The organism is Neisseria subflava (assembly GCF_024205705.1).
Classification (GTDB): Bacteria; Pseudomonadota; Gammaproteobacteria; order Burkholderiales; family Neisseriaceae; genus Neisseria; species Neisseria subflava_D.
The window spans coordinates 97,054-111,594 of sequence record NZ_CP073115.1 but is presented as its reverse complement, the minus strand read 5'-3'; the positions used below and the strand labels follow the sequence as shown (position 1 = coordinate 111,594).

13 protein-coding genes are annotated in these 14,541 nt (G+C 45.1%); 6 read left to right on the top strand and 7 right to left on the bottom strand.

Annotation, left to right across the window (positions count from 1 at the left end; translation table 11 throughout):
* Nucleotides 1–13: 13 nt before the first annotated feature.
* From tssG to KCG54_RS00500, 5 genes are read right to left on the bottom strand one after another with little or no spacing between them, the layout of a single operon-like run.
* Nucleotides 14–1,123 carry a type VI secretion system baseplate subunit TssG gene (tssG, locus tag KCG54_RS00520; protein WP_254324334.1) on the bottom strand — a complete coding sequence of 370 codons (1,110 nt, stop codon included), beginning with the start codon at nt 1,121–1,123 and terminating at the stop codon, nt 14–16.
* Complete coding sequence (tssF, locus tag KCG54_RS00515; RefSeq protein ID WP_254324970.1) at nt 1,087–2,376, bottom strand: type VI secretion system baseplate subunit TssF; 1,290 nt, start codon at nt 2,374–2,376, stop codon at nt 1,087–1,089. The genes tssG and tssF overlap by 37 nt, the downstream gene beginning before the upstream one ends.
* A gap of 53 nt (nt 2,377–2,429) precedes the next feature.
* Nucleotides 2,430–2,852, bottom strand: coding sequence for a type VI secretion system baseplate subunit TssF (locus KCG54_RS00510; protein ID WP_254324333.1), 423 nt, complete (start codon nt 2,850–2,852; stop codon nt 2,430–2,432).
* Nucleotides 2,853–2,861: 9 nt separating this feature from the next.
* On the bottom strand, nt 2,862–4,484 hold the full coding sequence (gene tssA, locus KCG54_RS00505) for a type VI secretion system protein TssA (RefSeq protein WP_254324332.1): 1,623 nt from the start codon (nt 4,482–4,484) through the stop codon (nt 2,862–2,864).
* Nucleotides 4,485–4,486: 2 nt separating this feature from the next.
* Nucleotides 4,487–7,762, bottom strand: a complete 3,276-nt coding sequence (locus KCG54_RS00500) for an ImcF-related family protein (RefSeq protein WP_254324331.1) — start codon at nt 7,760–7,762, stop codon at nt 4,487–4,489.
* A gap of 417 nt (nt 7,763–8,179) precedes the next feature.
* Here KCG54_RS00500 and KCG54_RS00495 point away from each other — a divergent pair, with 417 nt between their 5' ends.
* The 5 genes from KCG54_RS00495 (at nt 8,180) to cysS (ending at nt 12,369) form a co-directional block, all read left to right on the top strand.
* Nucleotides 8,180–8,542 carry a hypothetical protein gene (locus tag KCG54_RS00495; RefSeq protein WP_003681812.1) on the top strand — a complete coding sequence of 121 codons (363 nt, stop codon included), beginning with the start codon at nt 8,180–8,182 and terminating at the stop codon, nt 8,540–8,542.
* Nucleotides 8,542–8,925 carry an acyl-CoA thioesterase gene (locus tag KCG54_RS00490; RefSeq protein ID WP_254324330.1) on the top strand — a complete coding sequence of 128 codons (384 nt, stop codon included), beginning with the start codon at nt 8,542–8,544 and terminating at the stop codon, nt 8,923–8,925. Before KCG54_RS00495 ends, KCG54_RS00490 begins: the two co-directional genes overlap by 1 nt.
* Before the next feature lie 4 nt (nt 8,926–8,929).
* Complete coding sequence (locus KCG54_RS00485; RefSeq protein WP_254324969.1) at nt 8,930–9,409, top strand: peroxiredoxin family protein; 480 nt, start codon at nt 8,930–8,932, stop codon at nt 9,407–9,409.
* Nucleotides 9,410–9,552: 143 nt separating this feature from the next.
* Nucleotides 9,553–10,707: a GTPase ObgE gene (gene obgE, locus KCG54_RS00480; RefSeq protein ID WP_254324329.1), complete on the top strand. Its 1,155-nt coding sequence runs from the start codon at nt 9,553–9,555 to the stop codon at nt 10,705–10,707.
* Between the two features lie 240 nt (nt 10,708–10,947).
* A complete protein-coding gene (gene cysS, locus KCG54_RS00475; protein WP_254324328.1) occupies nt 10,948–12,369 on the top strand; it encodes a cysteine--tRNA ligase in 1,422 nt (473 codons plus the stop codon).
* 112 nt (nt 12,370–12,481) lie between these two features.
* On the opposite strand, the gene KCG54_RS00470 is transcribed toward cysS, so the two are convergent.
* Nucleotides 12,482–13,087, bottom strand: coding sequence for a nitroreductase family protein (locus tag KCG54_RS00470; protein WP_254324327.1), 606 nt, complete (start codon nt 13,085–13,087; stop codon nt 12,482–12,484).
* A 15-nt stretch (nt 13,088–13,102) separates the two neighbouring features.
* A complete protein-coding gene (locus tag KCG54_RS00465; RefSeq protein ID WP_254324326.1) occupies nt 13,103–13,498 on the bottom strand; it encodes a DoxX family protein in 396 nt (131 codons plus the stop codon).
* A gap of 127 nt (nt 13,499–13,625) precedes the next feature.
* Between KCG54_RS00465 and KCG54_RS00460 the strand changes: the two genes are divergently transcribed.
* Nucleotides 13,626–14,516, top strand: coding sequence for a LysR family transcriptional regulator (locus tag KCG54_RS00460; RefSeq protein WP_150536997.1), 891 nt, complete (start codon nt 13,626–13,628; stop codon nt 14,514–14,516).
* Nucleotides 14,517–14,541: the final 25 nt, after the last annotated feature.

The following is a 14,541-nucleotide window of genomic DNA, read 5'->3' as shown; positions in this document are numbered from 1 at the left end:
CCGTTTTCTTAAATTAGTTTGAATATGTATAGTTCGCTATCTTTATTTGCTTGTCTTGATGCATCGTACCTAAACCGGTATTAATCCCCAACATTTGTTTTTTTGCTAAACGGCTTTGAGGTATCCATTGCTTCTTGATGTTTAGGTAAATGCTTGCATCAAAACGGCAACCCAAATAAAGCTTCAATAATTCAAGTAATTTTTGGTGTAATGTTTGTTTTGGTAATAGAAGTTGTGCATTCTCAAATGTATCTGGTGTAATCTCAATACGTATCAGATGACTATGATCTTTTATTCTACTGCCTAAAGATGCACTTCCTCCATCCAATCTCAAACCGGCTTTCCCCAACTCACGATTTTTTTCCAATATTACCCACTGAGGCTGAAATTCTTTTACTGTTACATCTGCAAAAGGTAACAAATATCTAACTATACTGATAATACCTTCTTTTGTTCGGGTGCGCTGATAAAAAACACTGAACAATCCCAAGATTCTGCTATCTAGCAAAGGATGTATAAATTTGCCGTTTACCATCCCCTGCCCAATAAGGTGCAGAAGAGAGCGAGATAAATCATCCTGCCCTTCATTTTGAAACAAAAACGGATAGCGGTATTTTTTCCATGCCTGAAAAAACAGGGTTGTAATTCTATGGTTAAAAATATCCAAAAATGCGGCTAAGCTTTCACTACCGTCTTTATGCGTTGCAATATCGTTCAGAAAATAATCCGGCAAGACAGCATCTACGCCATACAAACCTAAAAATGTTGTCCTTACAGTTGGTAACTCGGCTTCCGCATCATATTCAACCGATGCAATTTCCCCAGAAGGGAAAGATAGAGACTTCACCCTTCTGAATCTTACCATTGACTCTACAGCTTTTTCTTCAGCACCATCGGCAAGCGTTTCCAAAACCCGACAAAATTGGAAAAAATTCATTGTTGCTGCATTGCGTACAATAAACTCTCCCAATTTCTCTTGAAAAATTTCAGATGCTATACCTTCGCGATGAGATTTATTTCTGGGAATCTCCCATAGAGGAAGTGTCTGTCTGCCGTTATTTTCTTTAGCACTTTTATGCGCTGTTTCTAAAACCGTGTGATAGTTGTTTTGCTGTCTTTCCATGTATATGTTTTCCCGGATGGCAGAGAAACTATGCTGAACCGGGTAAATAGGTTCAAATCAGCATACATTGCAAAAAATTCGTTCAATAATTCTCCGAACAAATAAATTTCTGCTTCCCCATTAAATGCAGTTGAATCAAATGTTACCGTAATATGAACTCCACGATGAACTGCACCACGCTCAATTCTTTGTACCGTTTCATGCTTAACATCAACAATCCCGTTCAATCTGCGCTTATTCAATTCATCTTCGGTCCAATCGTAAATCGACAATGCACCTTTTAAACTATCAACGTTTAGTAATGATAAATAATTTGGTGACAAATGGGACAAGATACGCCATTGAAATCTGTCTTCTGTTGGAGGATAACATGACAACGTCGGAGTCGTAAGGTTTCTTACCATTTTAATATTGGGCTCGGCTATATCCGTGTCTTGAATCTGGGTTTCCCTCAAACTCTTACGTGGCAAAGCACCATTGGTCCCTACTACTTTTAGAGAAAGTGTTTCAGTAGGCAGAATATCTTTTCTATCCCACAACAATCCTCCAAGCATAATAAATGTTTCATGCTTTCCAGATACTCCTCGTTTTACCTTCGTATGGTAATACCGTTCCGGAGCATCATATTTCATCAACCCACCACGATGTTGGAATGACGAGAAAGGAATATATGAGTAGCGCTTGCCTGTCTCATGATTTACAGCTTTCACTTCATTTACTGAATACACCTCTACTGCCATACCTTCATGCAACAAAGGCTTAACAGGGTATTCAAATGCCTTGTGATCCACCCGAATAGGCTCAGCCTCCATGTCAAAGAGGTTAATGGCAGGAACACAGTTTAATTTCAGGCAATCTGGAGGAAATCTAAGCTCTGAAGGATATTGTTTGGATAGAACTACATTAATACTAAACTCATTAATGCGTTCCGACCATTCTTCGGCATCAATACCAATCAAATCAATAAAGAAAAACTTCTGTTTAAAACAAAAATATTCCAATAGTAATTGATATCCACTGAAACTGTTATTTACTTTTTCCCACAATCTCTCATCTTCGGCAAATCCGACAGCCTTAAACCGTATATTACCTCCAGATGGTAGTTCGGCATGATGGATACTAATTTGAGCAGCCTGATTTAACAAGGCATGACGTAATGCAAAAGCAACTGGTTCATCAGCAGAAATATAAATTCTGATTTTAGAAAAATCCAAATTGTCTTTCTGTGTCTGCCTGTGAATACCAAAAGTCAATTTGATGACACTTTGACCATTTGCATCATAATCCAATAACGTATGCAAAATACTCAGGGCTGGAGTTTAACATCACCTGTAGTTCGGTACAGGCATCTCGTCAACCTGTCATTAATATTAATGGGCTCAGATTGTACGGATAGTCCTTTTTTAACAAGCTGCCCACCCTGCAACTTTTTATCATCTGGAATTAACTCTAAAACAGTCAAAGAAGGAATCATCCTCAGATAATGAGGCCACAGCATATTGACCAAACCCTCAGTCAATTCTGGAAAGTCATCATCAAGTTTTTGTCTGATTCTTCCTGTTAAGAAAGCAAAGCCTTCAAACAATCGCTCCACATAAGGATCGCGTGTACCTACTCTGTCTAAATTCAGCATTGCGGCACGATCAGGGTGAGCTTTTGAAAACTCTAACCCTGCTTCCTTGAGATACCGCATCTCTTCTTCATAATAACGTAATGTGAGATCTGACATAATATATGTTTAATCGATTAATTCTAATGCACGGACAATATCAGCCTGCATTAATTCAGTTCGTAAAAATTCAAGTTGCCCAGTAGCTTCAGTATCTTTCTTATCAAGATTTTCATTTAACAGTTGATACCACAAAGCATATACATCAAATGCAAAATGTTTATCCCACTCTTTTACTGTCAAAACCTGCATCTGCCGTGAAGCCTGTTCCAACAGTTTCAATGCCCAATCTGCTTTTTGATTGTTTGCAGCCAAACGGGCCATCATCAGCCACTTTTTAACCTGCCCTGCACCTGACTTCAACTCTGGTAATGTTTCCAGCCAAGCAAAAGCAGCATCCAAGCCTTGTTCTTGTGTTTTTAACAAAGCCTGTTGCCATTGACTTTCTTGGTTTTCTACCTGAGATGATGATTCTATTACTGCTTTTTGAACTGTTCGGCTACTAGTCTGCTTACGCGTGGATGGCATAACCTTTTGCTCCAACCACGTAAGCGTATCGGCTGAGACAAATGGAAATCCGTTATCAAAACTTAATCCGGTCAAGCCATCACATCTGGTCAGTAAAGATTTCAGCTCAAATAATGATGAGTCAACCTGAGAAAGATATAAACCACCCAACGCCTGCTGTCCTTGCCACGCGTAATATTGCAAATCGAGCCAATACTGATTAGCACCTTCTAAAAAAGCCGCTTCTACTCTATCAAGCAAATCCCGCCATTGCTGCTCATTAACCAAACGATTTAAAGTTGCCAATAAATCTGTCCTTGGAGCTTTCAAACGAGTCTGACCATTTTGATGAGGAGGGGTACCATTTAGCCCACCCCAACGTACAGCACGAATCATCTTATATGCAGGCCAATATCCATCATCCTGCTCTCTTAAATAGGCAGCATTAATCCTAACTTGATCGAGTAAGGCTTTAGAAGAGTTAACTTGAGTGACAGCTAAACTTTCAGACGGCCTCTGACCCTCTTGACGAATCTGTGGTACAACTTCCTGATCAATAGGCGTACTGACTTCCTGACTTTGACTTGTACCTGTCTGAGGTGATGAAAAACGAACAGATGACTCTTCAAAATATTGCAATAACGGAAACAGGCTGGGGCGTACTGATTCTTCCCATCCCTCAAGATGATGTTGCAACGACATTAACGCCGATAATGTCCGCTTGAGGTCTACCGAATTAGATAATTCAGTCCCTTTGAGCGTATCCAACACTCTTTCCCCAGACAGCCAATTTAATGCATTGCGTTTTTGTACCGGCTTTTTCGGCCATAGTGATTGATCAAATTTTTGCAGCAATCCACATAAAATTTCCAAACCATCTGAAAAACCTGCCAACCCCCTATCTCGCAAAGCGGCAAAAATATAATAAGTTGCTACTCTCAAGTCTTTAGATTGACGTTTTAACAAGCGTTCAGAAGCATCCAAAATCAATCGGCAATCAATACCTGAAAGCTTGGCCAATTCAATTTTAATAGCCTCAAAATCATCGGCATATGCAACATCCTCGCCACAAGGGTGGCCGTCTGAAACAGGTTCCAGCCACTCTTGCCAGCGATGAATATTGTTATCGGTGATTGATGTACCCTCATCACCAAGTATCGGCTTTACCCATTGGGGTAATGTCATGATTATTTAACCTCAAAAATCTTATTCGGCAGATGGATATTCTTCAGTTCCAACAATCCCAAAGGTCCTTTACCGGAATTAGTTCTCATATAGAACCTCATCAATTTGTCTTTTTCCAATGGGAATTCGACTAAATAAGTGCCACTGTCAATCGGTGTAACCCTAGATTTTTCAAGCATACGGATAAAACCGAAGCGACCACTAATTTCTTGAGTCTTACGCATACCTTCTGCCTCAGTTTCCCAAGAAATACGAAGACCGGCATTGCTGACATCTCCAGGCCATTTGAATGTCTTCCACTCTGTTTGTTGGTTGAAATAATCTAAAGACTGGCCGTCGATAATTAAATCATACTGAACAATACCTTGAGTAGATGTCGGCTTCAGCTCAAAGCTATAACCACCCTCTCCGTTAACAAAGAAGTCTTCAGAAATAGCACTCAATTTATTCAATTGTTGCAGCAATCCCGGATTAACTTTCAATTCACTTCCGGGAGCAACAATCCATTGGTTACCTTGTTTGGTTAAAACACCTGCCAATTGGGTTGTGATAAACTGATTAAGTGCACCTTTGTTAACATCCAAATATTTTGCCAATACAGGAATCGAAACTTCGATTTCTGATCGAACAAATGGATATCTGCCACCCAGTTCAGACTGCATAGGATTGACAAAATTGCTTGCCCACAAATTATTGATGTCTTTTTGAGCAACACCGGCAATTGAATCCCATACGGAATTAAACGGCAATACAAAAACATTTCGTGCAAACGGCAACAATCTGTCACCCACACCGGCCTCAATCAAACGTGCGTACTGTATGCCATCGAGGAACTCATTATCACCACCGTTTAAAACACCTTGCACGGCTGTTCTTGCCGCACCTCCGGTATCAGAGGATGCCGTCATTTGAATCAAACGCTGCTTCACAGTAGTTACACGTTCAAGGTAACGCTGCAAACTCAAATCACTCTTTGGATTAATTTGTGCATCAATCAATTGCAACAGAGTTTCAAATTCCGCTTCTAACGGCCCTGCCAGATAATCATTTACCTTATCTTCCAAAGCATTAATATTTTCAGTTTGAGAATTCAATACCACATCCGCAACCTTACGCGAGCGAGTAGACAGTTGTCTTGCAGCTACACGTTTAGCTGCATCTGCAACAGCAGGATTGACATCAACTTTCTTGCTATCCAGCTGACTGCTTTCTTTTACTGCATTAAATAATGCCACCAATGGCGAACGTTGAGGATCCGCATAGACGTGAAGCTGATTAACTGCATCCAAGCTGGTTGTTCTCGGTTGCCATGTAATGCTGTTCATCATGTTATACCAAGCGGTAGCATATTCCTTAAAGTAGCGTTCTTTCAGGCTATTGATTGCCGCTTCTGTTACCGAAGCTTGGTACACATTACCGCCCAATACCCAATCATTGCTCTTGCTGTCTTTAATTGCCTGCTCTAATCCCGGCTTAATATATTTTTCCCAACCCTCAACCGTATATATACGCGGCAAAGGTTTTCCAACATTCCAAATACCTTTCAAATCCTTATTAAGCAATTTGTCTAAGGTAATGGTTTGCAACTTGGCATTCGTACCCTGAATAATGCGTTTATACAATTGCTCACTGCCTTGGTCGCGATTGATCCAGTCCACCAAGACCTGACGGCTTCTTGATACCAATTCAGTTTGTTCAGGCTCTGCCAAATTATTTTTCTGTGACATACGCGACACAAAAAATTGTGCCAACGTTTGCGCATCTTTTGCCGCCACATTTTGCGTCGTCAACATCTGCGTCAATTTGGTTACTAAGAATTCCGCATCTTTTGTGCCTTTTGTTTTCTCAACATGAGACGTCAGCATCAAATATGCTTTCAAATCTTGATAAGCACTATCCTGAAGTTCAAAATCATCAGGAATTCTGCCTTCCAACATTACCAATTCATCTAACTTGTTCTCAAAAAATGCAGTAGCAGGACGGCTGATAACATCTTTTGCCAAATTATTATATTTACGGTAAGCAACAGCCAAGAGCTCTTGTCGATGCTCATACCCCAAAAACTTAACTGCATATTGTGAGAAGCTTCGACGAGACTCCAAATCTGTAATATCTTGTTGCAATCGAATAAGTGTAGCTACTTTCTCTGCACGAGATTTTACTTTCTGTACGCTTTCAAAATCGGCCTTCAAACGGCTGAGTTCTTGATAGCTGCTATATGCACTGACTGCAAACGCACCACCGACAAGCAAGGCAACTGCACTTAAGCCCAAATAAATTTTTTCCGTTTTAGAAAAACGCAGTTTCTTTCCGGAACCCAAAACAGATAAATCGTTGAATGCACGGAAAATCAAATCTCCTGATTGTTCAGGTTGATTTGATTGGATAAAAGAAATACCTGCAACAGTATCCAGTTTTCCTAATCCCCGCTTTTCTGCAGCAATATAATCAGCCAACGCCTGAGTTTGTGACGGCAGTTTGGCGGACAATTTCGCAATGGGTGTTTGTTCTAAATCTGCTTCAATCAATCGTGTACCCACAGCTGCCAACCGATTAGCAAATTGATCCAACTCTTTCATCAACTCTGCTGAAGATACTGTTGAACCATATTTCAAAGCATGACTGACTGCTGATGGCATTTCATTGGCATCATTTACAAAATGAACTTGATTAATTGGAAGTTTCCAGCCAAGTTTTTTCATTAACTCAAGCAGTTGAGCGGTATTTTCCTGAACTGAAAACTCTCCTTGAAGCTCAACAATACCTTCTGCAGGACGTTTTCCCACACCCCTCAGATACTGCCAACCATTCGCAGGTTCCATTGCCTGAGCATCTATCCAAATCGCAGAAGCCGTTTCTACCCAAAGTTGCGGGCGAATATTAGGCAAAACTCTATCCAAGAGCATTGGTTCTTGGGTTACAACGAAAATCCAAGGCTTACGATGTTTTTTATATTGTCTAGTCAATAAGTAAATATGGCGTAGCTGCTCCCAACGTTCCGCTATACCAATCAGAGTTGAAGACTCTCCATTATCCCCACTTAAATCTTCAGGATTTAAATGTTTCAAACCGGAGTATTTATCGGAGCTCCTAGCCCAAAAAAATCTCGTAATCAAAGGAGTAAGGAGTATCAATGAGATCACCATTGATACACATGCCCAGACCACAATTTTTGCAATAGTCGACGTAATGCCAAGATTTTGGCCAAAAAAGTATAATAGGATTGCGCTGATGGCACTTCCAATAAAGATGATTACCCCTGTTGTAATAGGCTTCATAGTAGAGTTTTCTCGAAAAAGATAAGGGATGGATTATAATAGGATATTTCCTCTCCGTCATTATTACATATAAATCTTATTTGAATAAATATTCATTTAACCCAATATTTATCATCACCTTTCGATGTTGCTTCAGCCTCTGACTCATAAAAACTATTCGCTAGTCGCACATATAATCAACCAAACCAACACACCCTCCGAAAGTATCAAAGTTATATTCAAAACTTGATATCTTCTCCTCATACCAATATAGATGTAGAAAATAACCGTGTTGTTTACACAACAGATTTAAGAAACAAACCCTATCTGGCTATACCTTGAATCGTATTTTTTTCAGACGGCCTTTATCCCCCAAAAGATAGCCAGTCCCTCACCTTTGCTATATCATTCAACTATACAGAAACCAAGGAAAACACCATGTACGAAGTCAACCGCAGCGTCTTCCTACTTATCCCCCTCGATCCTTTTTGGAACTGGCTGAAATCCCTGCCCGGCAATCACCTTGATGGCCTGACACTTGAAGATATCCAAGCCGATGCCAATTCCTACCTCGTTCGCCCGTGCGAAACCGCCGACGAAGTATGGGACGAAATCGAAGCGCGTTTTGAAGATATTTTTGCTGCCGAATTGGCCGACTGGTGCGAAGACGAAAGCGAATGGCCGGATTTGGATGCTGACATTTTCAACGAATGGTTCGACATCCAACTCTCTACCGTGATTACCGACCTCGAACACGAACCAATCGCACGCGAAGAGTTCCAACCCATCAATCTCAACTGATGAAACTGACCGTCCGCAACTACCACCTCGACGGCTACGGCCACGTCAACAATGCGCGCTATCTCGAATTTCTCGAAGAAGCGCGCTGGACGTTTTTTCAAGAGCATGACCTTCTGTCCGAACTCAAAGGCATCATGCTCGTTGTTGCACGCGTTGATATCCGTTATCGCCGTCCGTCGCTTGAAGGCGATGTCTTGACCTTTACAGGCCGTCTGAAAGACATCGGCACACGCCACATCATCCTCAGCCAAACCGCGACTCTGCCCAACGGCAAAGCCGCCATCGAAGCTGAAGTTACCCTTATGCCCGTCAGCAGCGAAAGCGGCCGCAGCATCAGCGTTCCCCCAACCTTAGCACACGCCATTCAAAACCTCGAATTATGAAAAAATACTCACACTCCTTGTCGTTGCCACAATTGGCGCGCTTCTTGCCTTTGTCCTTATCCCCAGCAACAAAGCCGCCCCTGATTTCGCCCTGCCCGACCTGCAAGGCAAAACCATTACCAACGCCGATTTGAAAGACAAAGTTACCCTCATTAACTTCTGGTTTCCCTCCTGCCCCGGCTGCGTGAGCGAGATGCCTAAAATCATCAAAACCGCCCAAGATTATCAAGGCAAAAATTTCCAAGTCCTCGGCATTGCCCAGCCCATCGACCCTATTGAGAGCGTCCATCAGTACGTCAAAGAATACGGCCTTCCCTTCACCGTCATGTACGATGCCGACAAAACTGCCGCAAAAGCCTTTGGCACACAGGTTTACCCGACTTCTGTCCTGATTGACAAAAACGGTAACATCCTCAAAACCTACGTTGGCGAACCCAATTTCACCCAACTCTATCAAGAAATCGACCAAGCCCTCGCCCAATAAATCCAAGGCCGTCTGAAACCATATTTCAGACGGCCTAAAACCGAAATATCCTTTATAATAAGCAACATTTTATCCGTTCAGACACCAAACTCCTCTATCAACAAAGGTCGTCTGAAACAACCGAATACCCATAAGAGAACATCATGAAATTTATCGACGAAGCAAAAATCGAAGTCGCCGCAGGCAAAGGCGGTAATGGCGCAACCAGTTTCCGCCGCGAAAAATTCGTGCCCCGCGGCGGCCCTGACGGCGGCGACGGTGGCAAAGGCGGCAGCGTTTGGGCAGAAGCCGACGAAAACACCAACACCCTCGTCGAATACCGCTTCGTCAAACGCTACCAAGCCAAAAACGGCGAAAAAGGCCACGGCTCCGACCGCTACGGCGCAGGTGCGGACGACATCGTCCTCAAAATGCCCGTCGGCACCCTTATCCGCGACCTCGACACCGACGAAATCGTTGCCGACCTCACTTATCACGGCCAACGCGTCTGCCTCGCCAAAGGCGGCAAAGGCGGCTTGGGCAACATCCACTTCAAATCCTCCGTCAACCGCGCGCCCAAACAATCCACTCCCGGCGAAGAAGGCGAAACCCGTTCCCTGCAACTCGAGCTTAAAGTCCTCGCCGACGTCGGCTTGTTAGGCATGCCCAACGCCGGCAAATCCACCCTGATTACCGCCGTATCCGCCGCACGCCCCAAAATCGCCAACTACCCCTTCACCACCCTGCATCCAAACTTGGGCGTCGTGCGCATCGACGAAAACCATAGCTTCGTCATGGCCGACATCCCCGGCCTGATTGAAGGCGCAGCAGAAGGCGCAGGCCTTGGCCACCGCTTCCTCAAACACTTATCGCGCACCGGCCTGCTGTTGCACGTCGTCGATTTGGCTCCTTTTGACGAAACCGTCAACCCCGCCGAAGAAGCCCTCGCCATCATCAACGAATTGCGCAAATACGACGAAGAGCTCTACGACAAACCACGCTGGCTGGTTCTGAACAAACTCGATATGCTTGATGAAGAAGAAGCCCAAGCGCGTAGCGCCGCCTTCCTCGAAGCCATCGGCTGGGATTACCCCAAACCCGATGACCGCTTCCAATTCGACATGGAAACCCCGCGCCTCTTCCAAATCAGCGCACTAACCCACCAAGGTACGCAGGAATTGGTACACCAAATCAACCAATACCTAACCGAGAAAAAACGCATCGAAGCCGAAAAAGCAGAAGCGGAACAGGCAGTGGCAAAAGCCGAAATTGCCGAGCAGCAGCCTAAAACGGATACTGGCGTGTTTAAACCGGAGTAAAAAATTTCAGACGGCCTTTTTTATCCACAGGCCGTCTGAAAATACAAAACATAGGGCGGGTTTTATACCTGCCCTTTCGGTAAGCAGCATTCTCCTTTTTTCAAAAATCAAACGATAAAGTAGCAACGGACACAGCCATAAATTTGTTTTAGAATTCTATAACCGTATTCAATTTATAAACGCCGTTAAAGTATGATTAAGACGGCCTCTACACCAAACGACAACCTTTAGCGAAACCTCATGACCACCATCTACAATACCCTTACCCGTCAAAAAGAACCCTTCACCCCCATCGACCCTAAAAACGTGCGTATGTACGTTTGCGGCATGACTGTTTACGACTATTGCCACTTAGGCCATGCCCGTGTGATGGTTGTGTTCGACATGATTGCCCGCTGGCTGCGCGAGTGCGGTTATCCGCTCACTTATGTGCGCAATATCACCGACATCGACGACAAAATCATCGCCCGCGCGGCTGAAAACGGCGAAACCATCGGCGAACTGACTGCGCGTTTCATTCAGGCTATGCACGAAGATGCCGATGCTTTGGGTGTGTTGCGTCCGGATATTGAGCCGAAGGCAACAGAAAACATTCCGCAGATGATTGCCATGATTGAAACCCTGATTCAAAACGGCAAGGCATACCCTGCTTCAAACGGCGACGTTTACTACGCCGTGCGCGAGTTTGCCGCTTACGGCCAATTATCGGGCAAATCGCTAGACGACCTGCGCGCAGGCGAGCGCGTGGAAGTGGACGGTTTCAAACGCGATCCGCTTGATTTTGTGTTGTGGAAAGCGGCCAAAGTAGGCGAACCGGCATGGGAAAGCCCTTGGGGCAACGGCCGTCCGGGTTGGCATATTGAATGCTCGGCCATGAGTGAAAACCTGTTTGGCGATACTTTCGACATTCATGGCGGCGGCGCGGACTTGCAGTTCCCGCACCATGAAAACGAAATTGCCCAAAGCGTCGGTGCCAGCGGTCATACCTGTGGCCACGACCACGCGCAAACCCATCACGGTCAAAGCATCGCCAGCCACGTCAAATACTGGTTGCACAACGGCTTCATCCGTGTGGACGGCGAAAAAATGTCCAAATCGTTGGGCAACTTCTTTACTATCCGTGAAGTGTTGAAACAATACGACCCTGAAGTCGTGCGTTTCTTCATCCTACGCGCCCACTACCGCAGCCCATTGAACTACTCCGACGCGCATTTGGACGACGCAAAAGGTGCGCTGACCCGTCTGTACACTACATTGAAAAACACACCAGCGGCTGAGTTTGATTTGTCTGAAAACGCCAACGACTACACCCGCCGTTTCTACGCCGCCATGAACGACGATTTCGGCACGGTTGAAGCAGTTGCTGTGTTGTTCGAACTGGCAGGCGAAGTGAACAAAACCAATGATGCACACCTTGCCGGCTGCCTGAAAGCTTTGGGCGGTATCATCGGCCTGTTGCAACGCGATCCGATTGAGTTCCTGCAAGGCGGTGCTGTTTCAGACGGCCTCTCTAACGAAGAAATCGAAGACTTAATCGCCCAGCGAAAACAGGCGCGCGCCGATAAAAACTGGGCGGAATCCGACCGCATCCGCGACCTTCTGAACGAACACAAAATCATTCTGGAAGACAACGCCGGCGGTACGACTTGGCGCCGCGGTTGATTTTATGGCATAGATAAAAGGCCGTCTGAAACTATTTTCAGACGGCCTTTTTAATTTTGTTATTTCAAAAAGGGCGCAAACATCGCACCCTTTATGTAAAACATCATTTCATTTATGCGCCGAATACTTTCAGACGGCCTTCGATTGGTTGGAAGGCTTTTTCACCGGCTGAAGCCGCGATACCGCCAATCACCATTTGCGCACGCAACAACCAGCTTTCCGGCAGATTCCATTCTTTGGCAATGGCCGTATCAGGCAGCGGATTGTAGTGTTGCAGATTGGCGCCGATACCGGCAGCCGCCAATGTTGTCCAAACAGCATATTGAACCATGGCATTTGCCTGATCCGCCCAGATCGGGAAGTTGGCCGCATAAGATGGGAACTGCTCTTGCAAGCCTTTGACAACATCTTGATCTTCAAAGAACAAAACTGTCGCCGCACCTGCTTTAAACAAGTTCAGTTTTTGTGCAGTTGCTTCAAACTGCTCGGCAGGAACAACCGCACGCAACGCTTCTTCAACAAAATGCCACACTTTGGCATGTTCTTCGCCAAACAATACGACCACTCGGGCAGATTGCGAATTGAAAGAAGACGGCGTATGCAAAACGGCGTGTTCGATGATTTTGGTTACTTCCTCATTGGACAGAGGCAGGGTGTTGTTCAATGCATAGATAGAACGACGGGTTTCAGCAGCTTGTTGCAAAACAGAATAAGTCATGATCTTTTCCTTAAATTAATCTTTATCTTTACCAAAAGCGTTATCCAAAGCCCACGCTCCGCCACCGGCTACTGCCAGATACAGGAACACGAAACAGAACAAAACGGCAGATTCGCCATGGTTGGCCAATGGGAACAAAACATTACCAGAAGACGCGTGTGCCATAAAATAGGCGGCTGCCATCTGACCGGATAAAACAAACGCGGCCGGACGGGTGAACAGGCCCAATATCAATAAGATACCGCCGACAATTTCCAAAATACCGGCCACCAGCATCAAACCCTCAGGCGCGCCACCCATGGACATCGGAAAACTGAAAAACTTGGCCGTACCATGCAGCAAAAACAAATACGCCGCAACAATACGCAAGACAGACAATACAACAGGTTGGAATGATTTGAGGGCTGACATCTTAATAATCCTTATTTTAATGGCTACCTGAAGAGGTATAGAGCAATTTCAATAAGTGCAGTATAGATAATTCCCAGTAAGAGATATATACTCGAATTATTGATACAACGTTTCCTAATAAGAAATAATGGATACCCTATTTAGCCTAAAAGTTTTCCGCCAAGTTGTTCAAAGCGGCAGCTTTACCCGTGCCGCCGATCAGCTCGGCATTTCCACCGCCATGGCCAGCAAACACGTCAGCCATCTGGAAAACACCATTCAAGCCAAGCTCTTACACCGCAACAGCCGCAACCTCCATCTGACCGAAGCAGGCGAAGAATACTACCGCCAATGCAGCTACGCGCTGGATACCTTGGACACCGCCGCCCAAAAAGCGGCAGGCGGTACCGACACGCCGCAAGGTATGTTGCGCGTTACCATGCCCCTATGGTTTGCAGGCGGCAATATGAGCGCATGGCTAGCAGAATACCGCCAGCGTTATCCCAAAGTAACGCTCGACCTCGTCCTCGACAACCGCCATATCGACCTCATTGCCGAAGGTTTCGACCTCGCCTTACGCGTTTCCAAAACCCCCTCCCCTTCGCTGATCGTCAAACCGCTGGCCAAAATCGAGTTCGTCCTGCTTGCCGCTCCCGACTATCTGGCCCGACACGGCACACCCGATACGCCCGAAGCCGTCATGCAGCATCAAGCCATCCTGCCTTCCTATACCAGTCAACAAAACTGGGAGATTACCCACCGCATTACCGGAGAAAAAGCCATTCTCCACCTCTCCCCGGTTATCCGCAGCGACAACACGCTGATGATCCGCGAACTGATTAAAGCAGGCGCAGGCATAGGCTATCAGCCCCTTTGGGCAGTTCAGCAGGAATTGAAGGACGGCACATTGATCCAACTCCTGCCCGATTACACCATCTGGACAGACCAACTGAACGCCACTTATGTCGACAGGGCATTCCTCAGCGCGAAAGTGCGCAGCTTTATCGACTTTCTCAATGAAAAAATATCGGAAGGATAAACATCAAGGCCGTCTGAAACACTTT

Coding starts and splice junctions, on each gene's coding strand:
- tssA (WP_254324332.1), bottom strand. CDS start 4,484: ATGACATTACCCCAATGGGTAAAGCCGATACTTGGTGATGAGGGTACA.
- KCG54_RS00490 (WP_254324330.1), top strand. CDS start 8,542: ATGAAACTGACCGTCCGCAACTACCACCTCGACGGCTACGGCCACGTC.
- KCG54_RS00510 (WP_254324333.1), bottom strand. CDS start 2,852: ATGTCAGATCTCACATTACGTTATTATGAAGAAGAGATGCGGTATCTC.
- KCG54_RS00460 (WP_150536997.1), top strand. CDS start 13,626: ATGGATACCCTATTTAGCCTAAAAGTTTTCCGCCAAGTTGTTCAAAGC.
- KCG54_RS00470 (WP_254324327.1), bottom strand. CDS start 13,087: ATGACTTATTCTGTTTTGCAACAAGCTGCTGAAACCCGTCGTTCTATC.
- tssG (WP_254324334.1), bottom strand. CDS start 1,123: ATGGAAAGACAGCAAAACAACTATCACACGGTTTTAGAAACAGCGCAT.
- cysS (WP_254324328.1), top strand. CDS start 10,948: ATGACCACCATCTACAATACCCTTACCCGTCAAAAAGAACCCTTCACC.
- KCG54_RS00495 (WP_003681812.1), top strand. CDS start 8,180: ATGTACGAAGTCAACCGCAGCGTCTTCCTACTTATCCCCCTCGATCCT.
- KCG54_RS00500 (WP_254324331.1), bottom strand. CDS start 7,762: ATGAAGCCTATTACAACAGGGGTAATCATCTTTATTGGAAGTGCCATC.
- KCG54_RS00465 (WP_254324326.1), bottom strand. CDS start 13,498: ATGTCAGCCCTCAAATCATTCCAACCTGTTGTATTGTCTGTCTTGCGT.
- obgE (WP_254324329.1), top strand. CDS start 9,553: ATGAAATTTATCGACGAAGCAAAAATCGAAGTCGCCGCAGGCAAAGGC.